Source organism: Lysinibacillus sp. FSL L8-0312 (genome assembly GCF_038003285.1).
In the GTDB taxonomy this organism is placed as follows: Bacteria; Bacillota; Bacilli; order Bacillales_A; family Planococcaceae; genus Lysinibacillus; species Lysinibacillus fusiformis_D.
Genome location: NZ_JBBOOV010000001.1, coordinates 1 through 23,951 on the forward strand (window position 1 = coordinate 1; position 23,951 = coordinate 23,951).

26 protein-coding genes are annotated in these 23,951 nt (G+C 38.7%); 20 read left to right on the forward strand and 6 right to left on the reverse strand.

Annotation, left to right across the window (positions count from 1 at the left end; genetic code table 11):
• The first annotated feature begins 199 nt into the window (after positions 1 to 199).
• Positions 200 to 295 carry an IS3 family transposase gene (locus MHI22_RS23350; RefSeq protein WP_445668832.1) on the forward strand — a complete coding sequence of 32 codons (96 nt, stop codon included), beginning with the start codon at positions 200 to 202 and terminating at the stop codon, positions 293 to 295.
• A gap of 82 nt (positions 296 to 377) precedes the next feature.
• Here MHI22_RS23350 and MHI22_RS00005 read toward each other — a convergent pair whose 3' ends face one another.
• Both MHI22_RS00005 and MHI22_RS00010 read right to left on the reverse strand, forming a co-directional pair.
• Positions 378 to 923: a GNAT family N-acetyltransferase gene (locus tag MHI22_RS00005; protein WP_058844231.1), complete on the reverse strand. Its 546-nt coding sequence runs from the start codon at positions 921 to 923 to the stop codon at positions 378 to 380.
• A gap of 16 nt (positions 924 to 939) precedes the next feature.
• The gene (locus MHI22_RS00010; protein ID WP_036126881.1) at positions 940 to 1,764 is read right to left on the reverse strand and encodes a methyl-accepting chemotaxis protein; all 825 of its coding nucleotides are present in this window, start codon (positions 1,762 to 1,764) and stop codon (positions 940 to 942) included.
• A gap of 300 nt (positions 1,765 to 2,064) precedes the next feature.
• Here MHI22_RS00010 and MHI22_RS00015 point away from each other — a divergent pair, with 300 nt between their 5' ends.
• Together MHI22_RS00015 and MHI22_RS00020 are read left to right on the forward strand one after the other, a co-directional pair.
• Positions 2,065 to 3,270, forward strand: a complete 1,206-nt coding sequence (locus MHI22_RS00015; protein WP_058844232.1) for an MFS transporter — start codon at positions 2,065 to 2,067, stop codon at positions 3,268 to 3,270.
• A gap of 24 nt (positions 3,271 to 3,294) precedes the next feature.
• Positions 3,295 to 4,023: a sulfite exporter TauE/SafE family protein gene (locus MHI22_RS00020; RefSeq protein ID WP_058844233.1), complete on the forward strand. Its 729-nt coding sequence runs from the start codon at positions 3,295 to 3,297 to the stop codon at positions 4,021 to 4,023.
• A 179-nt stretch (positions 4,024 to 4,202) separates the two neighbouring features.
• Here the strand turns inward: MHI22_RS00020 and MHI22_RS00025 are convergent, their stop codons facing one another.
• The 3 genes from MHI22_RS00025 to MHI22_RS00035 form a co-directional block, all read right to left on the reverse strand.
• A complete protein-coding gene (locus tag MHI22_RS00025; RefSeq protein ID WP_080717138.1) occupies positions 4,203 to 4,985 on the reverse strand; it encodes an enoyl-ACP reductase FabI in 783 nt (260 codons plus the stop codon).
• Positions 4,986 to 5,150: 165 nt separating this feature from the next.
• Complete coding sequence (locus MHI22_RS00030) at positions 5,151 to 5,744, reverse strand: hypothetical protein (protein ID WP_340810762.1); 594 nt, start codon at positions 5,742 to 5,744, stop codon at positions 5,151 to 5,153.
• 128 nt (positions 5,745 to 5,872) lie between these two features.
• Positions 5,873 to 6,121, reverse strand: a complete 249-nt coding sequence (locus MHI22_RS00035; RefSeq protein WP_004232564.1) for a ferredoxin — start codon at positions 6,119 to 6,121, stop codon at positions 5,873 to 5,875.
• Between the two features lie 106 nt (positions 6,122 to 6,227).
• Between MHI22_RS00035 and MHI22_RS00040 the strand changes: the two genes are divergently transcribed.
• From MHI22_RS00040 to MHI22_RS00070, 7 genes are all read left to right on the forward strand, one after another.
• A complete protein-coding gene (locus MHI22_RS00040) occupies positions 6,228 to 7,259 on the forward strand; it encodes a helix-turn-helix domain-containing protein (protein WP_058844235.1) in 1,032 nt (343 codons plus the stop codon).
• Positions 7,260 to 8,702, forward strand: a complete 1,443-nt coding sequence (locus MHI22_RS00045) for a RecQ family ATP-dependent DNA helicase (protein WP_058844236.1) — start codon at positions 7,260 to 7,262, stop codon at positions 8,700 to 8,702.
• 86 nt (positions 8,703 to 8,788) lie between these two features.
• Entirely contained in the window at positions 8,789 to 9,505 is a 717-nt protein-coding gene (locus tag MHI22_RS00050) for a LysM peptidoglycan-binding domain-containing protein (protein WP_340810763.1), read from the forward strand.
• Positions 9,506 to 9,649: 144 nt separating this feature from the next.
• Positions 9,650 to 10,405, forward strand: coding sequence for a metallophosphoesterase (locus MHI22_RS00055; protein WP_036126801.1), 756 nt, complete (start codon positions 9,650 to 9,652; stop codon positions 10,403 to 10,405).
• Between the two features lie 113 nt (positions 10,406 to 10,518).
• Positions 10,519 to 11,484 carry a YpdA family putative bacillithiol disulfide reductase gene (locus MHI22_RS00060; RefSeq protein WP_036126799.1) on the forward strand — a complete coding sequence of 322 codons (966 nt, stop codon included), beginning with the start codon at positions 10,519 to 10,521 and terminating at the stop codon, positions 11,482 to 11,484.
• A gap of 58 nt (positions 11,485 to 11,542) precedes the next feature.
• Positions 11,543 to 12,103 (forward strand): glycerol-3-phosphate acyltransferase, encoded by a 561-nt coding sequence (locus MHI22_RS00065; RefSeq protein ID WP_330493529.1) that lies wholly within the window; start codon positions 11,543 to 11,545, stop codon positions 12,101 to 12,103.
• A 4-nt stretch (positions 12,104 to 12,107) separates the two neighbouring features.
• Entirely contained in the window at positions 12,108 to 13,664 is a 1,557-nt protein-coding gene (locus tag MHI22_RS00070; RefSeq protein ID WP_340810765.1) for an aminotransferase class V-fold PLP-dependent enzyme, read from the forward strand.
• Between the two features lie 13 nt (positions 13,665 to 13,677).
• Here the strand turns inward: MHI22_RS00070 and MHI22_RS00075 are convergent, their stop codons facing one another.
• Positions 13,678 to 14,646 (reverse strand): asparaginase, encoded by a 969-nt coding sequence (locus tag MHI22_RS00075; protein WP_036126794.1) that lies wholly within the window; start codon positions 14,644 to 14,646, stop codon positions 13,678 to 13,680.
• Between the two features lie 85 nt (positions 14,647 to 14,731).
• Between MHI22_RS00075 and prsW the strand changes: the two genes are divergently transcribed.
• The 10 genes from prsW (at position 14,732) to MHI22_RS00125 (ending at position 23,930) form a co-directional block, all read left to right on the forward strand.
• A complete protein-coding gene (gene prsW, locus MHI22_RS00080) occupies positions 14,732 to 15,406 on the forward strand; it encodes a glutamic-type intramembrane protease PrsW (RefSeq protein WP_036126792.1) in 675 nt (224 codons plus the stop codon).
• Between the two features lie 98 nt (positions 15,407 to 15,504).
• A complete protein-coding gene (gene sleB, locus MHI22_RS00085) occupies positions 15,505 to 16,314 on the forward strand; it encodes a spore cortex-lytic enzyme (RefSeq protein ID WP_036126789.1) in 810 nt (269 codons plus the stop codon).
• 15 nt (positions 16,315 to 16,329) lie between these two features.
• Entirely contained in the window at positions 16,330 to 17,613 is a 1,284-nt protein-coding gene (locus MHI22_RS00090) for a PepSY1/2 domain-containing protein (protein WP_036126787.1), read from the forward strand.
• Between the two features lie 86 nt (positions 17,614 to 17,699).
• The gene (locus MHI22_RS00095) at positions 17,700 to 18,359 is read left to right on the forward strand and encodes a flagellar brake protein (protein ID WP_058844239.1); all 660 of its coding nucleotides are present in this window, start codon (positions 17,700 to 17,702) and stop codon (positions 18,357 to 18,359) included.
• Positions 18,360 to 18,455: 96 nt separating this feature from the next.
• Positions 18,456 to 19,130: a (d)CMP kinase gene (gene cmk / locus MHI22_RS00100; protein WP_036126782.1), complete on the forward strand. Its 675-nt coding sequence runs from the start codon at positions 18,456 to 18,458 to the stop codon at positions 19,128 to 19,130.
• 102 nt (positions 19,131 to 19,232) lie between these two features.
• The gene (gene rpsA, locus MHI22_RS00105) at positions 19,233 to 20,369 is read left to right on the forward strand and encodes a 30S ribosomal protein S1 (protein ID WP_058844241.1); all 1,137 of its coding nucleotides are present in this window, start codon (positions 19,233 to 19,235) and stop codon (positions 20,367 to 20,369) included.
• Positions 20,370 to 20,496: 127 nt separating this feature from the next.
• Positions 20,497 to 20,709: a hypothetical protein gene (locus MHI22_RS00110; protein WP_340810766.1), complete on the forward strand. Its 213-nt coding sequence runs from the start codon at positions 20,497 to 20,499 to the stop codon at positions 20,707 to 20,709.
• Positions 20,710 to 21,057: 348 nt separating this feature from the next.
• Positions 21,058 to 22,368, forward strand: a complete 1,311-nt coding sequence (der, locus tag MHI22_RS00115) for a ribosome biogenesis GTPase Der (protein WP_036126778.1) — start codon at positions 21,058 to 21,060, stop codon at positions 22,366 to 22,368.
• Positions 22,369 to 22,476: 108 nt separating this feature from the next.
• Positions 22,477 to 23,493, forward strand: a complete 1,017-nt coding sequence (locus MHI22_RS00120; protein ID WP_058844243.1) for an NAD(P)H-dependent glycerol-3-phosphate dehydrogenase — start codon at positions 22,477 to 22,479, stop codon at positions 23,491 to 23,493.
• Positions 23,494 to 23,717: 224 nt separating this feature from the next.
• Positions 23,718 to 23,930 (forward strand): DUF2768 domain-containing protein, encoded by a 213-nt coding sequence (locus tag MHI22_RS00125; protein WP_008180416.1) that lies wholly within the window; start codon positions 23,718 to 23,720, stop codon positions 23,928 to 23,930.
• Positions 23,931 to 23,951 lie beyond the last annotated feature (21 nt).

A 23,951-nucleotide genomic window follows, 5' to 3' on the forward strand; every position in this document is an offset into this window, starting at 1 on the left:
ACTCTAACAATTAGAGGTGCAGTTTTTCTATGGATAAATTTACTGCTGAGGAAAAATTAGGAGCCGTTTTACGCTATTTAAACGGCAAAGAAGGTTATAGAGAAATGGGGGAAATTATCATCTGCTGATAATACCCTATTGAATCGTTTCTTCTGCATTAAAATCTGAAACGTTCTATATAGACAATTGAAAGCGTACTATGACGGCAATCGTCAAACAAACTGTCAAAGACTATATAAATTTTGATAATGATATCCGAATACAAGAGACACTAAACAACCAGTCGCCGATTTAGTACCGACAACTGATTGGATAATGCTTTTTGATCCCTGTCTTATATTGGGGCAGTCTCAAATTGATTCATCAGGACGCTACTTTTATTTTTGTTGCTGCCATTCACTTACAAGCATGCCGTATACAACATGATCCACATAATGGTCATAGAGCCATTCTGCTGAGCGAATCGTACCTTCTTTTATTAGGCCAAGTCGTTCGGGTATTGCACGGCTTTTGTGATTGGTTTCAGCAACACGAATTTCCACTTTATGCAGCTGCAATGTTTCAAAGGCATATTGTAAGAGAGCTTTTACCGTTTTTGTCATAATGCCATGTCCCTGAGCACCTTCACTTAGCCAATAGCCGATCGTACCAATGTTATTATTCGGATTAATGGCATTAAAGCCAGCTATGCCGACGATTTCATGGTTAAAAAGAATAACGAGGGAGAGACTACTTTTTGATTCATGTCCTTTAATACAGCCCTCAATATAAGCTTTCGTGTCTGCCACTTCCTTCGTGTAATCCAACCATGGTAGCCATTCTTTTAGATACTCTCTAGAGGCATCTGTTAAGGCAAAAACCTTTTCTGCATCCTCCAAGGTGATTGTACGTAAAGATAGATCTTGGTCAATGGTTATTTGCATCTTGTGCACCTCCCAATTATTTTAATGCATCGTGCATAAAGCCCTTCATTTCGCGGCTTAGTACAGTCAGCTCTTCAATGATTTCGCTAAAATCCTGTACAAGCTGTGCTTGCTCATTCGTTGCATCATTGATTTGTCCCATATTTTGCTTTAAGTTTTCAAGATTTCTATTAATATTACGTAAGGAAGATTCTATATTTTCGGTAGCACTAGATGTCTCAAAGGACAATTTTCGAACTTCCTGTGCCACAATATTAAAGCCAGCACCATGCTGTCCAGCGCGAGCAGCCTCTATGGATGCATTTAAACCAAGTAAATTGGTTTGGCGGGAAATGCTTTTGATTAAATCCGTTACGGCATTGGTTTTTTCTGAATCTTCTAGGGCATGCTGTGCCTGCTTATTTATTTCCTCACTAGTAGCCGCTAATTCCTCTGAATGGGAAGCGATTGTGTGGACTTTATCTTGTAGGCTATTGACGATATTATCCATAGTACTCATATAATCTTCGAGTTTAAGCTCATTATCTATTGGTAGGCCAAATGCTAAGGCACCTACTACTTGACCATTTTCACGAATGGGGAATGAAAAAGCATTGATTGCTACGCCGTAAACATCCTTTGGTATAACCACATCTGCATTTTGTCCGTTAAAGGCAATGTAAACATTTTGGTCATTAGCATTTACTTTTTGTCCATCATGATAGCCTGAATCTACACGTTTCCCCGCTAAATACTTGATGACTGTTTCACTATCCTTTTCAATAACAGCTACAATGGCTTCTTGCTTTAATGCAAGGTGAATATAAGGTGCTGCAAGGGCTAAAGCTTCAATAATTTTCATAAAAATTCCTCCAAGTCTAGTCAATGAAAAATGGTTGTGTCATCTGTATTCATTGTGACAATGGTTCTAGATGATTACCTTTACTGTAGCATAATATTTGCCAAGTCAAAATAGTAAATTCCTTTTTATAAATAGCTTTTAAAAAGAGAGTTGGCGTGTTTTGAATGTCAATTAAAATTTGCTTTTTCCGGGTGAAAATGGTGATGAATTTGTCTATTATTTGACGGAGGGATCGTGTGTTTTACGAAATATTGTATTAGAATAATAGTAGTATGTTGAAGAGCTGAAGGAGAGAGAGTCATGGAATATATACAAAAAGGCACGAGAGCGTTTCATAAAGCAAACTGGGCCTTATTTTTGGCAGGCTTTATTACTTTTGCAAATCTCTATATAACGCAGCCATTACTACCGACATTTGCAGATGTGTTTCACGTCTCGCCAGCTGTAGCAAGTTTATCTCTTTCTGTCACTACCTTTGCCTTAGCAGTGAGTTTAATTATTGTTAGTTCTTTATCTGAGGCATGGGGAAGAAAATCATTGATGACGATTTCTATTTTTGCAGCCTCTGTATTGACAGTGGCACTAGCTTTTTCACCTAACTTTGAAATAATTTTAGGATTGCGTGTGCTACAAGGCATCGTTTTTGCAGGTTTACCGGCAATTGCCATGGCTTATTTGGGGGAGGAAATGGAACCAGCAAGCTTAGGTGTTGCCATGGGCTTATACATTAGTGGTAATTCTGTGGGAGGGCTTAGTGGACGAGTCATTATCGGGACATTAACGGACCATTATAACTGGCATATAGGGATGATGGTGCTAGGAGGAATTAGCCTTTTTGTCAGTGTGTTGTTTGTCTGGATGCTGCCAAGCTCCAAGCATTTTAGCCCACGTCCTTTACAATTAAAAGCATTAACTAAAACGCTGTTGCAACATCTGAAGGACCCTTCTATGTTGTGTCTATATGGTATAGGATTTGTTCTAATGGGAAGCTTTGTCACACTTTATAACTATATTGGCTTTCAATTAATGGCCCCTCCCTATAATTTGAGCGCGACCATTGTAGGCTGGATATTTGTCATATACCTAGTAGGGACATTTAGTTCAGCATGGTTTGGTAGCCTAGCCGATCGTTACGGACGCCAACAAATGTTATTACTAGCCATTGCCATTATGTTGGCAGGAGCCATAGTAACACTTAATGGGCTCCTTACTTTAAAAATTATCGGCATTACGGTGTTTACCTTTGGCTTTTTTGCAGCTCATTCTATCGCGAGTGGCTGGGTGAGTAGACGGGCAACACATGATAAAGCGCAAGCATCATCCCTTTATTTATTTTTTTATTATGTTGGTTCGAGTGTTGGCGGGACAGTAGGTGGTGTTTTTTGGATGAAGTATGGCTGGGTAGGTGTGATCGCCATGATTGCTCTATTTTTACTAATTGCTTGCGTGTTATCTTTCTTATTGAAGGAATTGATTGCTAAGCAACATGCTATAACCACTCTATAGTACTAAATGATGTGAGGTGTCGTTTTGCAGGAATTACTTTTGTACTTTTTTATTATACTAACAGCTTCCATTTTGCAAACAAGTACGGGGTTTGGTTTTTCTATCATGGCCACCCCTTTTTTACTGTTGCTTTTTTCTCCGCAAGAGGCAATGCAAATAAATATCGTACTGTCCCTTGTTATTTCATGTTCTCTCATTTGGAAGGTGAGGCATGATATTGATGTCGCTTTGCTGAAGAAGATAATAATTGGTAGTGTTGTGGGCGCTCCTTTTGGCAGTATTTTATTTGCCTTAGTCGATGTCACGACATTTAAACTTATTATCGCCATCCTCTTAATAGGTCTTACGTTTCTCTTGATGAAAAATCTCTCCATTCAACAAACAAGTGGTAGAGATTATGGCGTTGGTTTAATCTCAGGAATGTTTACAACAAGTATTGGTATGGCAGGGCCGCCATTGTTGCTGTATTTTGCGAGCACCCATCGAAATAAGGAAACCATTAGAGCTATTTCACTAGCCTATTATATTTTTATCTATCTTATTAGTTTACTATCTCAAGTCACTGTTGAGGGCACAAGTAAACTGGTTTGGATTTATAGTTTGTATGCCTTGCCTATTGTTTTCATCGGCCTTATTTTAGGACAAATCTTGTTTACTAGGCTCAATCAAAAGCTATTTAAATCATTAATTTATCTTCTTTTAATAGCAGCAGGTATAATTTTATTGATACAAACTATATGGACGATGCTATAAAAAAGAATGGAAGAGAATATTTATCTTCCATTCTCATAGTGTTGAGAAACAAAACCATCCATAGCATTTTTGTGAAAGGTGAAAAAGGATTTCCGTTGGAGGCTACTTGCTTTCCTGTGGGCGAGCGCTGAGCTACTTCCTACGCTACCGCTCAGAGGCTTGCCTGTCTCGCTATATAGTTAACCCATAATATTGTAGCCAGCGTCGATGTAAATTGTTTCACCAGTTACACCACGTGATAGGTGAGATAGCATAACAATCGTCATATCGGCTACTTCGTCTTGTTGAACATTCCGTTTTAATGGAGCTGTTTCTTCAATTTTGTGTAAAATGGTATTAAAAGAAGGTACACCTTTTGCAGCAAGTGTACGAATAGCTCCAGCTGAAATGGCATTGACACGAATATTATCCTGACCAATATCAGCAGCAAGATAGCGCATGGAAGCCTCTAATGCAGCTTTTGCTACACCCATAACATTATAGCCATCAAGCACACGTTCAGCCCCTAAGTAACTCATCGTGACAATAGAGCCACCTTCTGTCATATACGGATGAGCCGCTTTTGCTGTTGAAATAAGTGAATAAGCACTTGTATCTTGTGCAAATGCATAGCCTTCACGAGTTGTTTCAAGGAAGCGGTTGTGTAAGTCTTCGGCGTGGGCAAAAGCTACTGAATGCACAATACCATGAATAACGCCAACCTTTGAGCCGATTTCATCGAAAGCCGCTTTTGTACTGTCATCACTATTTACATCGCATTGCACGATGAGTGAATCAGAATGGCCAATTGTGTCTAATTGCTTTTGTAATTTCTTTAATGAGCGTTCTTGTCGATAGGTGAAAATAACATTTGCACCTACGTCAAATAAGCGTTTCGCAATGCCCCAAGCAATACTACGATCATTTGCTACACCCATAACTACAATGTTTTTATCTTTTAATTGTAATAAATTATCCATCATTATAAAGAACTCCTTTGCGAGATAATATCTGTTATTAGTACCAACTACTAAAATCTTATCATACATAAAATATCGTTGCAATAACAAGATGAAAAGAGAAGTCGTTTCATAAGCAAAAAAAATTCATCTCTTTCTTATGAGAGACGAATTAAAGGTAGTCCTATTTTATTTGTTACCATGCTGTTCATACAGATATACTGCTCGATTAACAGCACTGCTGACGGTGATTCTAAAGCTATTTTGTGAGCGAATGACTTGAGCTAGTATTTTGATTGCTCTTGTTTGATCTTGGTGGAATGTAGCATTGTCTGTTTGAAAATCATCCTCTAAATGAGCGAGAAAATATGGTTTTAGGTGTTGAGGGAGTAATAAATCAGCTTCAGAGCTTTTTTCAAGCGTATTGTACACCCACAGGTCTATTGCATTTGCTAATTGGAAAGCGACAAAATACTGTAAATCATCATTCTCAAATCCCTTTGTTTTTTGAATTATTTGAATCTTTTTGAGCTCGTCTATTAAAAATGTATTGATGGAATAGTTAATTGCTTTAGAAGGATTGAGAATGAGTTCATCGTTGAACTGAGATTTTAAGAAAACCCAGTTATTTAACACGATGGCCCATGAATCTAGTGTATTCAAACATTTAGCACAAACATCTGGAAAAACTGGTTGCCATTTAGCAGCAAGATTTTTAAATAAATTCATATGGTCTTGATTAATAAGAAATAAACTATGTTCAACTTGTAGCTGCTTAAACATTATCATTCCTCCAATAGATTGGTATGTATAGCAATAGACCATATGATTATCTCTTGATGCAAATATTTAATACACATAAGAAGGCACCCAAAGTAGGATGCCTTTTAGGGTATACATTTACTTGAAGACTATTCGAATTTTAATGAATCGCCATCGAAAGTTTCGTCGGCTACTTTGATGGAGTCTGTTGGACAACCTTCAAAAGCATCTTGCATATCTTCTAATAGATCTTCTGGTACTTCAGCAGTTCCCATGTTATCATCTAAAATAACGAAGGCAATCCCTTCATCATCATAATCATAAATGTCTGGCGCTGCGGCTCCACATGCGCCACAGGCGATGCATGTATCTTTATCAACTATTGTGTATTTAGCCATTTTTTTCTCTCCTTTAACGATGTTCCTACAAAGCTTCATACTCATTTTAAAGATGTTTATCTTACATTTCAACTTAAATACTATTAAATTGGAGGAATTTGCGTCAATGTTTCATCAAATTTTATTGCAAATCTTTCAAAAACTCCATAAGGAGCGGACAATTTCGGCAGCCTATCATGTCCTAAGAGGAAAGCGTTCAGGCCAGACAATTCAAGATATTGGTCTTTTTCAGTTGCATCCATATTTTGGTCTGTTGCCGAAACTACCTCGTGCCACATTTGACGAGGCGGTTACCTTATTTATGCAATATAGTTGGTTAAACGTGCAGGAATCCGGTCATTTTTACATGGAAAAGCTAGGATTGCAGCGTGCACAGCAAACACCGACCTTTTTCTTTGATGGTTGGCATTATCGAGGGAATGAGCATGTTTTTTATGCAAGGCTTTCTCTCCTTGTCCAAAGCTTGTCACATCAAACTGCAACAGTTCGTTCTTTTTCACCAATCAGTAGGGATCCAGTAATTCAAGCATGGGTGCGCTCTTTTTTACAGGAGCATCATTACAAGGAGGGTCATTTGCAGCAACAATTAGTGGTAGAATGTACAAATGTACTCCAAACGATCCCTGTTTCAGATGCCAACAAACAGCTTGTTCTTTACCGCCTCAGTGGTTATCGATTACCAGGCTGGACTTGGCAACAGCTTGCATTTGAACGGAAGGAGAACGTGTTAGATAGTCAATTAGCATTTATAGAAACACTACATATATTATTAAATGAAGTGCAACAAAAATTAAATGATTACCCACTGCTTGGTCGAGTGGCTGAAGGGTTAAAAGTGACAATTTTATTAACTGATTCTGCCCAGCAAACAGCACAGTTATATGAGCAAGGCTATTCAATGGAGGAAATTGTACAAAAGCGAAAATTAAAACAAAGTACAATTGAGGATCATTTTGTAGAATTAGCCATGTATGAACCGAACTTTTCTATTGGACCATTCGTCTCATATGAAGAAGCACAAAAAGTTTGGCAGGTATCCAAGCAATATCAAACAAAAAAATTGAAAATATTACATGGAGCATTAGAGGACATGAGTTATTTTCAATTAAGGCTTGTCCTTGCGAAAGGAGAAGTTTAAATGGAACTTGAACAATTATTGCACAAGCATTTTGGTTATTCATCATTTCGACCAGGGCAGAAAGAAGTCATTGAAGCTTTGCTGCAAGAGCAAGACGTTATTGCCTTATTGCCGACAGGAATGGGGAAATCACTCTGCTACCAGCTCCCAGCCTATATATTAGAAAAGCCTGTCTTAATTGTGTCACCATTGCTTTCATTAATGCAGGATCAGGTAGAAGAGCTGAAGCGTTTTGGAGAAAAGAGAGTGATCGCTTTAAATTCTTTTTTATCCCAAACAGAAAAACGCTATGTACTACATTATCTAGAGCAGTATCGGTTTATCTTTACCTCACCAGAAATGTTATTACAGCAGCAGGTACAAGAGAAATTAGCGCAAATGAAGCTTGGCTTAATCGTAGTGGATGAAGCGCACTGTATATCACAATGGGGCTTTGATTTTCGACCGGATTATTTACGAATTGGTGAATGGTTTTCGAGGGGAAATCGCCCGCCAATATTGGCGCTATCCGCCACAGCAACGGATAAGGTCGTTCGAGATATACGTGAGACCCTATCACTCAAGGCGCCATTTGAATTTATGTATAATGTTGACCGTGCAAATATTCATTTAGGTCGTATAGTAGTAGAGGATAAGGCTGATAAAGCTAGGTGGCTCATGCAGCATATTAAAGAAACAGCAGGGCCAGGTATTTTGTATGTATCTTCACGCAAACGTGCGCAGCAATATAGTGAAGCCCTTTTACAAGCAGGTATTCGCACCGCAGCATACCATGCAGGCTATGGAGCAGAAGACCGTCAGTTTATTCAGCAGCAGTTTATAGATGGTGAACTGGATTGGATAGTCGCCACGAATGCTTTTGGTATGGGCATCAATAAACTTAATATACGTCAGGTTATACATGAATCGATGCCTGCCAACATAGCGAATTATATGCAGGAAATAGGTCGTGCAGGGCGTGATGGTCAGTCTGCACTTGCCATTTTGCTGTATAGTGAAGGGGATGAAGAGCTAGCGAAATTTGTTGTGACAGGTGATTTGCCGACACCACACCATGTTGATCGCTATCAGGAGCTGCTTTCCCAGCAAATACAGCCAACACAGATGCTGAAAAATGGTGAGCTGAGCGAGACAGCTTTTCGTGTGCTGGATTATTGGGTGCAACAAGAATCTAGTGAACAAGTGAAGGCTCGATTAAATCATTTAGCCCTAGAGAAATACAGTGCGGTGAACGAAATGCTAAAAATCATTCAGACAAAAGACTGTATTCGTGAACATTTAGTCGGGTATTTTGGGCAAAAATTGCAGAAAAAGCCGGAAAACTGTTGTGAAAATTGTGGAATCCATTATGATGAAATCAAGAAAACACGCTTACAAGAAGATAAGAAAATTGAAATGGTTTCGTGGGAAAGTCGATTGCAGCAACTTTTAATGGGTATTTAGACTAAAACTGACGGTCATTTACTTTTTTCGTAAAATTCGTCATAATAGACATGATAGAAAGCGTAGTAAGGTTGGGGGAAAGGCGAATGAATAAAGAAGATTATCGCGATAAAATAGAAGAACATCGTCAATCATTTGAAGATGAACAAAATGAACAGCAATCCTTATCAAGAGTTTCCAGAATGAATAAAAATGGCAATAAAAATAAAAAGCCAAAAAATACAAGCCGGAAAACACCGTTAATGACGATTTTGTTTGTTATTTTTATCCTAATTCCATTAACAATTCTTATTTATTTTTGGAAATTTTATGAGCCAGGAAAAACGATTGAACAAGCTGAAAAAGATACAGCAGAACAGGTCGTCGAATTAGATCCTTCCGAGTCATCTGCATCTGATAAAGAGAAAGATAAAGGTAAGGGACAAGACGATCAAGGAGATAAAAAAGCACAGGAGCAATCTCAAAAAGATGCAGACAAATTAGCAGCTGAACAAAAGGCTGCGGAAGAAGCGAAAAAAGCTGAAGAAGCAAAAAAAGCTGAGGAAGCGAAAAAAGCCGAAGAAGCTAGAATAGCACAACAACAGGCAGAGGCAGCAAGAAAAGCAGAAGAGGCGAAAAAAGCCGAAGAAGCGAAACAAAATGCTAAAGCCACTACACATACTGTCAAAGCGAATGAGAACTTATACCGAATCGCATTGAATCATTATGGCGATGGTAGTGAGGCGACATTAGCTAAAATTCGTGCTTTCAATGGTATGTCTTCAAATACGGTCAGGGTTGGGCAAGTAATTAGGCTACCTTAATAAGATTTTTTAATGGTTATATAGTTTTTCTAGTATAAAATAACAGACAAACGTTCACACCAAAACGTACGTCTGATTTAGCGAAAAGGCGATTCTTCTTAAGAAATGAATCGCCTTTTTGCTGTCGTAAGGAGAAGTGAGGAAATGCTATATATAGGGCTATTTCTTTTAGTTGTCATCGCCTTTCTACTTTATATGTGGAAGGTAGCGCATGAAAATAATGTATTACATCACCAGCTTTCATTACACGGTGAACAGGAACAGGTACGATTATTTTTTATTTCAGATGTACATTTACGTAAAATAAATAAAAAAATGATTGCACAATTAGAGGGACATTTTGATGCTGTGATTATTGGTGGTGACTTTGCAGATAGCCGCACACCTATTGAACGGATTCATGAAAATTTGACTTTATTAAAGTCTATCGCACCAATCTATTTTGTGTGGGGCAATAATGACAGAGAAATTGGAGAAGAAAGGCTAAAGGACATTTTACAGGCCTATCAGGTTCAAATCATTGTCAATGATGCTGTGCTACTTCCTGTAAAAAATCGTTTTTGGTTAAGTGCAATTGAAGATACAACAGTGAAAGAATATAGCTTTGAAAAGGCCTTTGAAAAGGTAGGAGAGCAGGATTTAGTTGTTTTCATTGCACATAACCCAGGTGTTTTTGCCAAAGTTCGAGCAAAGTTCCGAGCAGATTTAATGATGGGGGGACATTTACATGGGGGGCAGATTCGATTCGGTCCTTATGGTGTTCATCCCAACGGTTCCTATCGACAGCGTGATGGTGTCATGACCTTAGTAAGTAATGGCTATGGCACGACATTAGTGCCTTTTCGACTTGGCGCAAAACCTCAATGTCATATTATTGACATTGATATTTCGAGTAAATAACCAACCAATTCTTGTGAGAAGGCGTATAATAAAAAGGTATCGTCTATTCTATAATTATGTGAAAGCATGAAGCAGCAACTAATGCTGTTCAAATTCGATTGGAGTGTCAAGAAATGCAGCAAGCAGATGCAATTATTGTTGGAGGTGGCCCATGTGGCTTAGCAGCAGCAATAGCTTTGCAAAATATTGGATTACAACCTATTGTGATCGAAAAGGGCAATATCGTGAATGCCATCTATCACTATCCTACACATCAAACTTTTTTCAGTACAAGTGAACGTTTAGCTATTGGTGACGTACCTTTTATTATTGAAGGCCGTAAACCAAAACGAAACCAAGCACTTGTTTACTATCGAGAGGTTGTCCGCTTGAAAAATATACAAGTAAATCGCTTTGAAAAAGTGCAAAGTGTTGTGAAAAATAACGATGTGTTCACTGTCACATCTGATAAAGATACGTATGAAACGCCGTATGTAGTAATTGCAACGGGCTATTACGATCACCCGAATTATATAAATATTAAGGGTGAACAGTTACCCAAAGTATTCCATTACTTTAAAGAGGGACATGAATTTTTTGATACGGATGTACTTGTTATTGGTGGCAAAAATTCAGCTATAGATGCTGCGTTGGAATTAAATAAAGCAGGCGCTCGTGTAACAGTTGTCTATCGTGGTAGTGAATATTCTTCAAGCATCAAACCGTGGGTCTTACCTGAATTTGAAGGGGTAGTCAAAACGGGAGAAGTTGACATGCGTTTTAATACGAATGTGCTAGAAATTCGTGAGCATGAAGTGGTTTTAGAAGTAGCTGGGCAAGAGCAAGTAGTAAAAAATGATTTCGTTTTTGCTATGACTGGCTACCATCCAGATCACACTTTTGTCAAAGCGATGGGCGTTGAGATTGATGAAGAAACAGGGCGTCCTTTTGTTACGCCAGAAACGATGGAAACTAATGTCGAGGGCTTATTCATTGCGGGAGTTATTGCAGCAGGGAATAATGCCAATGAAATTTTTATCGAAAATGGGCGTTTCCATGGTGAATGTATTGCTCGAATTATTGAGCAAAGAAAAAAATAATGACCGAGGCTGTATAGGCATCTAGCTTATACAGCCTTTTTAGTAAGGAGGAATCACATTGATTGGGTTGTATTGGGCCCTTAGCTATTTAATGGGAAACTTCATGACAGCTTATTTCGTTGGTAAGGTGTATGGTGTCAATTTGCAGGCAGAGCGTAGTAAAAACTTGGGCGCACGTAATGCAGGAAGTGTTATTGGAAAAGCGGCCTTTGTTTGGACTTTTCTTGGTGATGCACTGAAAGGAGTACTAGTCGTTTGGTTAGGGTATTTGTGGCAATTAGAAGAATGGGTCATGATTGGTGGAGCTGCATGGGTAATAGCCGGACACTTATTTCCTATCTGGTTGAAATTTAATGGCGGAAAAGGTGTGGCTACTTTTATCGGTGTTGGAATCGCCTTATCACCGAGCCTATTTTTATGGATGATTATTGGTACTATGCTTTCGCTTGTCTTTATACGAAGTTTGACACTTAGTATGGTTGGAGGCTTTATTTTCTATATAGGGGCTATTATTCAGGCGGGGAAATTAGAGCCATATGGACTGCTCATTATAGCAATCATGTGCATGCTCATCAAGCATATGTCTAATATTCAGGAATCGTTAAAAAGAAGGAAGTGAAGAGATGTATTGGTGTAAAATTGCCCAAACAAATGCCGAGTTTGAGGCTATCGCTCGATTGAATTATGAAACATTTGTTGAAGAGATTCCACAGCATGAAGCGAATTCGACAAGAATAAAAGTTGATCGATTTCATCGGGAGAATACATATGTCGTTGTGTATAAGGAAACAGAATTAATTGGAATGGTCGCGTTTAGAGATCAACGACCGTTCTCGATTGATGAAAAAATTGGCGAGATTGAGGGATATTTACCTAAAGAAAATTGTGTGAAACCTTGCGAAATTCGATTACTTTCAGTGAAAAAGGGTTATCGAACGGGGCGGGTACTATTGAAACTTACACAAGCTTTAACTACCTTTGCCTACGAAAAAGGCTATACAGCAGCAGTAATTTCAGGGACAACAAGAGAAGAAAAGCTGTATAAGCAGATGGGCTTTAAACAATTTGCACCAGCTGTAGGAGCAAAAGATGCAATATTTTTACCGATGGTGCTAACAAGACATGAATTTGAACAATCATTACAACATAGACTAGCGACGGAACAGTTTACATTTTATCCAGGACCTGTGAAGCAATTGGAGATGAGTGATTATTCAGATTTATCGCACCGATCGTTACCATTTTATGCACTTTATGAACGAGTGCAAAAAAAGCTACTGCATTTATCGAATGCCAATTATATTGGTGTAATCGTTGGTACGGGAACATTGGCAAATGAAGTGATGCTGGCCCAATTAAAGGCGCAACAATTAGGGAAAGGGCTTATTTTAACAAATGGTGAATTTGGCGAACGTTTACGGAAGCAAGCTACTCGCTGGTCATTATCGTTTGATGTAGTGGAGAAAGACTGGGGGACAGCGTTTGATGGAGATGAGGTGGCGTCACTGCTTGAAACGGGGGCTTATCAGTGGATGCTAGCAGTGCATGGTGAGACTTCCACAGGGACTTGTAATGATTTAGAGCATTTGAGTGAACTAGCTAAGCAATACCATGTAAAGCTATGTATAGATAGTATCAGTACGTTTGGTGCCATGCCATTTTCTTTACAAGACTGTTATTTGGCTACAGCAGTGAGTGGCAAAGCCATCGGTGCGTTAAGCGGGCTAGCATTTGTGTTTTCACAATCCCTTGTACCACCAGCTGCTACATTACCTGCTTATCTTGATTTAGCAAATTATCAGCAAGGTGCCATACCATTTACACTACCTGCAATGTTATTGGGTAATGTTGAGGTGGCATTACAAGCCTATCCAGCACGCTATGAGCAGCTACAGCAACGCTTTCAGGCACTGCTGCAGCTTCCCATCATGCAATATCAATACCGAACAGTCCACTATCCAATGCTTGTAACTGTTCGATTGCCAAGTACTTATTCTAACCTACCCATTGATCTAGCATTAAATGGGCTATTGGTTCATGGTGAAAGTCATTATTTACAACAAAGGGGATTCATTCAATTTTCCGTAATACAACCAGATTTCGACGAAGCCTTAGCTCGTCTTCGTGAAATATTGTACTACTATGAACAAGTGATAGCGGCAGAGCAAAGTACCAGCTAAAAATATATTGCCTTTACAGGAAAAAGTCCTTTAAGTTAATAGGCGTGCCTGTAGTGTTTAGACCTATTAACAATTTTAAGCGTGCCTTTTGGCCATTAATACCTGTGGCGAAAATTGCACCTAAGTCTTCCAGCATTTTCCCTCCACCAATGTAGCCATAAACACCCTCTGCAATCCCATTGAAGCAGCGGGATACGAGCACTACTGGAATGTCTCGCTGTAAGAGGCTTTCAATTCCTTTTACTACAGATGGAGGGACATTCCCTTGACCTAGTCCTTCCAGTACGACGCCATCATATTTGCATGCAAGCACGATATCTAGTAAATCTTCCTCCATTCCAGCATACACTTTTAACATCGCCACGCGCTTGGATAAATTGTTAACATCTACATATTGTCGACGAATGGGTGCATGATGGAATAGGATACGTGATTTTGTAATTAATCCAATCGGCCCATACTGTGGAGATTGGAAAGTATTCACTGAGCTCGTGCTTGTTTTAGTTGTGTTAACAGCAAGATGAACCTCATCATTCATGACAACAAGTACCCCTTTATTACGTGCTTCTTCATCGACGGCTACTCGGACTGCTTCCACTAAATTATAAATGCCATCTGCCCCTAGTTCGTTAGAAGAGCGCATGGCACCTGTCAGTACAATGGGGATGTCTAAGTTCGTTGTTAGCTCTAAGAAATAGGCAGTTTCTTCTAAAGTATCCGTACCATGTGTGATGACAACACCATCGATTGGCTGTGCTGTCATTTGCTCCATAATCACGTTGCGCAATTGTAGCATTTCCTTCGGTGTGATATGTGGAGAAGGAAGGTTAAAAGCTTCTATTTCGATGATGCTTGCAAGTGAAGCTAGTTTATTACTTTCCTTCATAAGGGGATTTTCTTCATTCGGCATGACTGCTCCTTCAGCACTCATAGCCATGGAGATTGTGCCGCCAGTATGAATTAATAAAATTGTTTTTTTCATAAAAAATAAAATCTCCTTTTAAAAAGTTTTTTTGTCATTACATGGTATAATAATAGCAGTCTAATTGTTGAAAGGAGCCGGCATCATGATCATTTTATTATCTGCTGCCATTGCTCCCGGTCTAGCGCTTTTTAGTTATTTCTATTTGCGCAATCAGATGGCTACGGAGCCAAGAAGAACTTTACTACAAACGTTTTTATACGGTGCATTCTTAACGTTCCCAATCATGTTTTTACAGTATGTATTAACAGAGGAAGGGGTTTTTCGATATCTTTATCTTCAAGATGTTCTTTTTTCTAGTGTCATTGAAGAGTTTTTTAAATGGTTTGTGCTATTAATTGCAATCTATAATCATGTAGAATTTGATGACCCATACGATGGTATATTATATGGTGCCAGCATATCACTTGGTTTTGCTACGATTGAAAATGTTCTCTATTTACTGTCCTTTGGCTTGGACACGGCATTCATGCGAGCCTTATTACCAGTATCGAGCCATGCATTGTTTGGTGTCGTAATGGGCTATTATTATGGACGGGCTAAGTTTTCAAAGCTTGTTAAGACGAAAGAAATGATTGCTATGGCGCTCTGTGCACCAGTTGTACTTCACATTCTATACAATACAATATTATCATTCAAAGGTCACTGGGTTTATTTAATGATACCTTTTATGTTGTTTTTATGGTGGTTTGGCTTGCGCAAAGTAAAACTTGCTCATTACCATCTGGTACAACATCTCCATATGCAAAAGAAAATTTAAAGCGTAGAAATCGTCAAAGATTTCTACGCTTTATTTCTGTTTTAGCATGTATAAATTACTCCTTTTGTTTCAAGCTATAAAAAAAAGGAGTGATAAAAGTGCGTTTAGTAAGCATACTTTTTGCTTTGATATTAGGAATTAGTATAATTGCGATTCCTCAAAATGATGCCAATGCATTTAGCGATCAGCAAATTACTCGTGGTGCCTATGGAGATGATGTTATTGAATTACAGGCTAGGCTACAATACTTAGGTTTTTATAAGAGTAAAATTGATGGCAAATTTGGCTATAACACATACTGGGCTTTGCGTAATTTCCAAGAGAATTATGGTTTGCCAGTAGACGGAATTGCCGGCACTAAGACAAAAAAAGCATTAGCAGGCAATTCTGATTATGATGAAAAATGGGTTAAGGCACAATTGAATGCAGGAAATCAATTTACTTACTATGGTGGTAAGCCACTTGATCAACAAGTGAAAAAAGGCACTGGCGGTGGTAATAGCAGTGGAAGTAGCAATAAGAATGGTACACAGACACAGGTTCCACCAAAATATACGGAACGAGATTTACAATTAATAGCCAATGCCGTTTATGGAGAAGCTAGGGGAGAACCTTATGAGGGGCAAGTAGCAGTAGCGGCCGTTATTTTGAACCGCTTGGAAAGCCCAGATTTCCCGAATACTATTTCAGGTATTATCTTCCAACCGTTAGCGTTTACAGCAGTAGCAGATGGTCAAATTTGGCTAGAACCAAATGAACGTGCAAAAGAAGCTGTTATTGATGCTATGAACGGCTGGGACCCATCTGAAAATGCATTGTATTATTTCAATCCTAAAACAGCAACAAGTAAATGGATTTGGTCACGCCCACAAATTAAACAAATAGGAGAGCATATTTTCTGTTCATAGGAAGGAGGAACATAGATGAAAACTTGGCTCGTGGTCTTAACAATCGCTGTCATTGGATTAGGAGCATATAGTATTAATTTACATGGAGATAAAGAAGATTTACAACGTACCGTGCTCGCACAGTATACAGATAAGTTAACAGATGCTTCTGAAAAACTGTCCCATCTTCAGCGTTCAGTATCGCAATCCCTCTTGTTTCAAGACGAGCAGGCGATTCACAATGAGCTAGACTCAGTTTGGCGTTTAAGCTCAGAAGTTCGTTCTTCTATTGCAAATATTCCTATTGGACAAGAATTATCGAATCAATGGATGAATTACTTAGGGCGACTTGGCGATGAAGCTAAAAGAACAGCCAAAACAGGTGATTATGATGCTTGGCGTGAAAAGATGCCACAGGTGTCAACCAATTTACAGTCTCTTTCTGATGAATGGACAGCTGCAACCGTTGATTTTTATAAGCATGATGGAAAAATGGATATTTGGCTACAGCAAGTAGATAATAAAAATCCAAATACACAATTTGATACTGTGAAAGATACGTTAAAAGGCTACGGTGAAAAGGATTTCCCATTAACTTTATCTGAATCTGATTGGCAGAAAAAAATTGAGTTAAAGGCATTGCAGGATGCCGTTATTACCGAAAAAGAAGCACTAGAAAAAGTGAAATATTTATTCCCAGTCATTAAAGATGCTACATTCACTGTCACAAAAAGTAGTGATACAGCACCATATCCTTTCTATCATATCCAATTCCACCAAGGGATACGTCTAGGGTATGTTGATTTAACAGAAAAGGGTGGCCATTTATTATCCTATTTAGTAGAACGACCTGTTGATGAAGCTAAGCTATCACAAGAAGAAGTTCTTAAAAAGGCACAAGATTATGTTAAGAAATTAGGCATGAAGGATGTAGCCTATGTGGAATCACGTGAAAACCACCAAGCATGGCATGTGACATTTGCCCGTGTAAATCCAGGCGATAATGCGTTAATTTATGCTGACGGTGTGCAATTAAAATTAGCGAAAGATACAGGTGAGCTATTAGGTGCTAATGCGATGGAATATATTCAAGAAGAGAATATCAAACCGCAAACCGCTAAGCCTATTGATTGGAAAACGTTCTTCCAGGACGATATTCAAGTACAAGAAGTAAAAAATATTTATACAGACAATGGACAATTTGAACAACGTCTTTGCTATGAGGTCATTGCATTACGTGACGGAAATACACAAGAAACATTCCGAATCGTTATTGATGCGGAAAATCACAACGTATTAAAAGTAGAATATCTCACTTAGTAATAAGAAAATACTACCAATTTTTATAGCCAAAATAAACATCTCATGAGATAATTAAACTATAATTTTCGTACGGGGAGATGCTCATGGAAATAAAAATTGGTACACAATTACAACTTGAACCTACTTATACCGAGCGTGTGGAGAAATTCCAATGTAAAGTGGTAGAGCAGCAAGACAATATTCTTTATATCGACTATCCAGTTAATACGGCAACGAAGAAAACGGCGTTTTTAATAGATGGCTCAGAATTTAGAGCGACTTTTCGAACCGAAGATAAACATTCCTTTGCTTTTAAAACAGAGGTCATTGGTCGTAAAGCAGGTAATATACCGATGATTATGTTGCATTGTCCAAAGCCGGAGGAATTTATAAAAATTCAACGACGAGAATATGTCCGAGTGGAAACACCAGTGGATGTAGCGGTCCAATTCAAGGATCATAAATATCAACTTGTGTCAGCAGATATTAGCGCAGGAGGCTTGGCAATCATCTTGAAGGGAACAGTAGCTTTCAAAGATGATGATGAGGTAAAATTAACGATCGCATTGCCGTTTACTAATGGAGAAGTCAAATACGTTATTACAGAAGCTACCGTCGTGCGCATTTTTGAAAAAGAGGGTAAACGCATTGCGACAATCCAGCTAACGGATACAGATGACGTCGACCAACAGCATATTGTGCGTTTTTGCTTTGAGCGTCAATTAGTCAATCGTCGTAAGGAATTGAATCCATTTAATGTTTAATGTTCATGATGAATATTTTTATTTAACCCTCTCCTAGCAGAGGGCTTTTTTTAGGTTATATGGTACAATAAAAAGCGATAGAAAGTAGGGAAGAATATGAAAAAAAACATTCAAATTGCGATAGACGGACCGGCTGGTGCTGGTAAAAGTACAATCGCGAAAATTGTTGCAGAAGCACTTGGATTTACTTATATTGACACAGGTGCAATGTATCGAGCAGTTACGTATAAAGCGATGCAACAAAACATACATTTAAATGATGAAGCAAAATTAGCAGAGATGCTAGCGGCTAGCACAATCGAATTGAAACCATCCCAACAAGGACAGCTAGTCTTTTTAGATGGTCACGATGTGACAGCGGAAATACGCTCAAATGAAGTCACTTCATCCGTTTCTCAAGTTGCTGCCCATGCGAAAGTTCGTGAGCTATTGGTTGCGCAACAGCAAAAGCTGGCAGCTAATGGTGGAGTGGTCATGGATGGTCGTGATATTGCGACACATGTATTAAAACATGCAGAGCTCAAGATTTTTATGTCTGCAACAGTAGAAGAACGTGCTAGACGTCGATTGATTGATAATCAAAAAAGAGGAATTGACTCCTCTCTTGAAAAACTTCAAGAAGAAATTGCGCTCCGTGATAAAAAAGATAGTGAGCGTGAAGCATCGCCACTGATTCAAGCGGAAGATGCCCTATTTTTAGATACGACAGCATTATCCATTGATGATGCAGCACAAGCTATTTTAAAATTAGCAGAAGAAAAAATGCTATAAATCCTAAAATTTCAGACATTTTTAGAATTTAAAGGATTTATTTTTGTCTTTGTCTTCAATATCGAATAAAATAGTAAGGGAAGATGCGAAGGAGGGTTACATATGTCTGAAGAAATGAACTATGCAGAACAAACGTTTAACGAAGGTGATATCGTCAAAGGTATTGCAGCGCAAGTTGATGAAAAGGCAGTATCTGTGTCAATTCCAGGTGCACCGTTTGATGGAATTGTACCGATTAGTGAATTATCAAGCTTACACATTGAGAAAGCTTCTGATGTCATCTCTGTAGGGGATGAATTAGAGTTGATGATTACAAAGGTTGAAGAAGAGAACTTTGTCTTATCAAAACGTAAAGTTGATGCTTTAAAAGCATGGGATACACTTGAGCAGCAATTTGCCGCAGAGGAAATTTTCGAAGCGGAAGTAAAGGATATTGTTAAAGGTGGTCTTGTCGTAGATTTAGGTGTACGTGGCTTTGTACCAGCATCCCTTGTAGAAGACTACTTTGTTGATGATTTTGAAGGCTATAAAGGCAAAACATTAAGCTTCAAAATTGTTGAGCTGGATAAGGACAAAAATCGCCTTATCTTATCACACCGTGCAGTAGTAGAAGCGGAAAAAGCTTCTCAAAAGAAAAATGTCATCAATCAAATTAAAGCTGGCGAGGTATTAGATGGTAAAGTACAGCGTTTAGCATCATTTGGCGCATTTATCGACCTTGGCGGTATTGATGGCCTTGTACACATTTCACAAGTGTCACATGAGCATGTGAATGATGTGAGCGAGGTTTTAGCTGAAGGACAAGACGTTAAAGTAAAAGTTCTGTCAGTGGACCCAGAAAATGAACGTATTTCATTATCCATCAAAGAAACGATGCCAGGACCTTGGTCAAGTATCGAAGAGCGTGCAGCGAAAGGCACTATTTTAGATGGTCGAGTGAAGCGTCTTACTTCATTTGGTGCATTTGTGGAAGTATTCCCAGGTGTGGAAGGCTTAGTGCATATTTCACAAATCGCACATAAGCATATTAACACGCCACATGAAGCGTTAAAAGAGGGACAAGAAGTACAAGTAAAAGTGCTTGATGTCAATGCTGAAGAAGGCCGCTTAGCGCTAAGCATTAAAGAATTACTAGAAAATCCCGAAGCAGAAGAAGTGATCGACTATGAATTACCTGAAGAAAACACAGGTTTCTCATTTGGCGATGTGATTGGCGATCAACTAAAAAACTTTAAATAATAATGTATGGAGCGAGGATGCATAAAGGTATCCTCGCTTTTTTATGTTGACGATGCAGATAGAATCTTCAGGTTGCGGGATAGTATTTTGAAAGCGGTGGAAAGAATTCTTAGATTGAGGGATAGAATTGAAAAAGCGTTGGATAGAACTTTCAGATCGAGGGATAGAATTGAAAAAGCAGTGGATAGAACCCTCAAATCGAAGGCTAACTCATAAAGAGGCGGATAAAAACTTCAAATTGAAGGATAGAACAGAAAAAGTGTTGGATAGAATCTTTAAATGGAAGGATAGAACAGAAAAAGCGGTGGATAGAACCCTCGAATCAAAGGCTAGCACATAAAGAGGTGGATAAAAACTTCAGATAGAAGGATAGAACTTATAAAGAGGTGGATAGAATCTTTAAATGGAAGGATAGAACTGAAAAAGCGATGGATAGAACCCTCGAATCGAAGGCTAGTACATAAAGCGATGGATAGAATCCTCGAATCGAAGGCTAATGCTTAAAGCGTAGGATAGAATCTTCAAATCGCAAGATAAAACTCAAAAATCAGAGGATAGAATCAAATAAAATTCATCAAACGTCTCGTTATTGCCATACATAGCGTTCTACATTATGGATATGATATGATATAATGGCATTTTTCGTGTATAATAGCGAAAGACAAGAAGTTGGAAGGATGAAGTACAGATGACGAAACCAGTAGTAGCCATCGTAGGTCGTCCGAACGTAGGTAAGTCGACGATTTTTAATCGTATCGTTGGAGAGCGTGTTTCGATTGTGGAGGATATCCCAGGCGTAACGCGTGATCGTATTTATAGTTCGGCAGAGTGGTTAACACACGATTTTAATATTATTGATACAGGTGGGATTGAAATTGGAGACGAGCCGTTTTTAGAGCAAATTCGTCAACAAGCTGAAATCGCCATTGATGAAGCGGACGTTATTATTTTTATGACTAATGGTCGTGAAGGGGTAACGGCAGCAGATGAGCAAGTTGCTAAAATTTTATACAAAACAAAAAAACCAGTCGTATTAGCAGTCAATAAAATTGATAATCCTGATATGCGTGAAATGATTTATGATTTTTATGCACTTGGCTTCGGAGAGCCTTGGCCGATTTCTGGTTCGCATGGCTTAGGTTTAGGGGATTTATTAGACGAATGTGCAAAGCATTTCCCGAAAGAAGATGAAGAACAATATGGAGATGATGTGATTAAATTCTCTTTAATTGGTCGTCCGAATGTTGGGAAATCTTCATTAGTAAATGCTTTCTTAGGGCAAGAACGCGTTATCGTTAGTAATATTGCGGGGACAACACGTGATGCTATTGATACGCCATATGAGTATGACGATCAGGAATATGTCATTATTGATACAGCCGGCATGCGTAAAAAAGGGAAAATCTATGAAACCACTGAGAAATACTCGGTTTTACGTGCGCTACGTGCCATTGAACGCTCAGACGTTGTTTTAGTGGTAATGAATGCAGAAGAGGGTATTCAGGAGCAGGATAAAAAAATTGCAGGCTATGCACATGAAGCTGGAAAAGCTGTTGTGATCGTAGTGAATAAATGGGATGCCATTGAAAAAGACGAAAAAACGATGAATGTCTTTACACAGCAAATTCGTGAGCATTTCCTATTTTTAGATTATGCCCCGATTATTTTTGTATCGGCTAATACAAAGCAGCGTGTGCATCAAATTTTACCGATTATTCAACGTGTAAGTGAAAATCATGCGATGCGTATTCAATCTTCTATCTTAAATGAAGTGATTGAGGATTCCGTGGCACGTAATCCCGCGCCGACGGATAAAGGTCGTCGTTTACGTATTTACTATGCTACTCAGGTTGCGATTAAGCCACCGACATTTGTTGTGTTCGTGAATGAGCCTGAGCTGATGCATTTCTCATACGAACGTTTCTTAGAAAATCGAATTCGTGAAACATTTGACTTTGAAGGAACGCCAATTCGTTTAATTACACGTGCTCGTGCTTAAGGTACTAGCTATACACATACAATACGCCAACCCGACATATTTGTTGGGTGGCGTCTTTTTACAAGAACAGAAATTATTATAGACAACCCAACAAAGGGAGGATTTTTTATGGAAAAAGTTTGTGTGTTAGGGGCAGGCTCATGGGGTACTGCACTGGCGATGGTACTAGCGGAAAATGGACATGATACGCTTGTATGGACACATAGAGCTAATCAGGCAGAAGAAATCAACCATCTGCATACGAATAAAAAATATTTACCAGAGACCGTTCTGCCTGCAAATTTACATGCGACGAGTGATATAGCAATGGCAGCTACGCATGCAGAGACTATTGTTGTGGCTGTTCCTACGAAAGCTATTCGAGAAGTTTGTGAGAAATTAACGGCTAAACTAGCTAGAAAAGTGTTATTTGTCCATGTTTCTAAAGGGATTGAGCCAGATTCATTAAAACGAATTTCTGAAATTTTAGCGGAAAGTTTGCCAGCTGAAAATGTGGAAGAAATTGTCGTTCTTTCCGGACCAAGTCATGCCGAGGAAGTTGTGCTGCACCACCCGACAACGGTTACTGCTGCTTGTGCTAACATAGACGCTGCTGAAAAAGTTCAGGATTTATTTATGAATCAATTTTTCCGTGTTTACACAAACGATGATGTGATCGGTGTAGAAATTGGTGGGGCACTGAAAAATGTCATTGCATTAGCTGCAGGTATTACAGATGGCTTGAATTATGGTGATAACGCGAAAGCAGCACTTATTACACGAGGACTTGCGGAGATTACACGTTTAGGTGTAAAAATGGGCGGTAATCCATTTACCTTCTCAGGGCTTACAGGCATGGGAGATTTAATTGTAACCTGTACAAGCGTTCACTCCCGAAACTGGCGAGCTGGGAATATGCTAGGGCAAGGGATGAAGCTACAAGAAGTGTTAGATCAAATGGGCATGGTTGTAGAAGGTGTACGTACCACAAAGGCAGCCTATCAATTAGCAGAAAAGTATGGTGTGGCTATGCCGATTTCCACAGAGCTTTATAGTGTTCTATTTAATGATGTTGAACCGAAAGTGGCGGTTGACGCATTAATGATGCGTATGAAAAAACGAGAAATAGATGATATGAAGCATTAATATTAATTTTTTGATTAAATCTGTCATAAAACGGACATAAATAAGGTGTCTCAACGAATCTGTTGAGACGCCTTATTGTGTGCTATTAGTTGAATAGTGCAAGCACTGTAAAAGAGTTGTCCATTTCTTGATAGTTATGGGACAACTATTTCTTTTTAGCGAAGGCACATAGTATAATATACTTTGATTGTTTCTTGACATTGAACGAAAGGTGGTTATTTGAAATGGGCCCGTTAGCTCATATGCCTGCACTGGATGTAATGTGGGTGTCGTTTTATTGTATAGGCTTTATGATAATATCAGTCGGCTTAATTTATTTAGCTCGGAATAAGATTTCAAATGTATTTTTACGAACAATCGTAAATTTATGTGCATACATACTGTTTGGACTTGGCACATTTTTAATGGTACTAATAGTTGCCACATGGCCAGCATAAAAAATTAATGAGGTGTTCAGT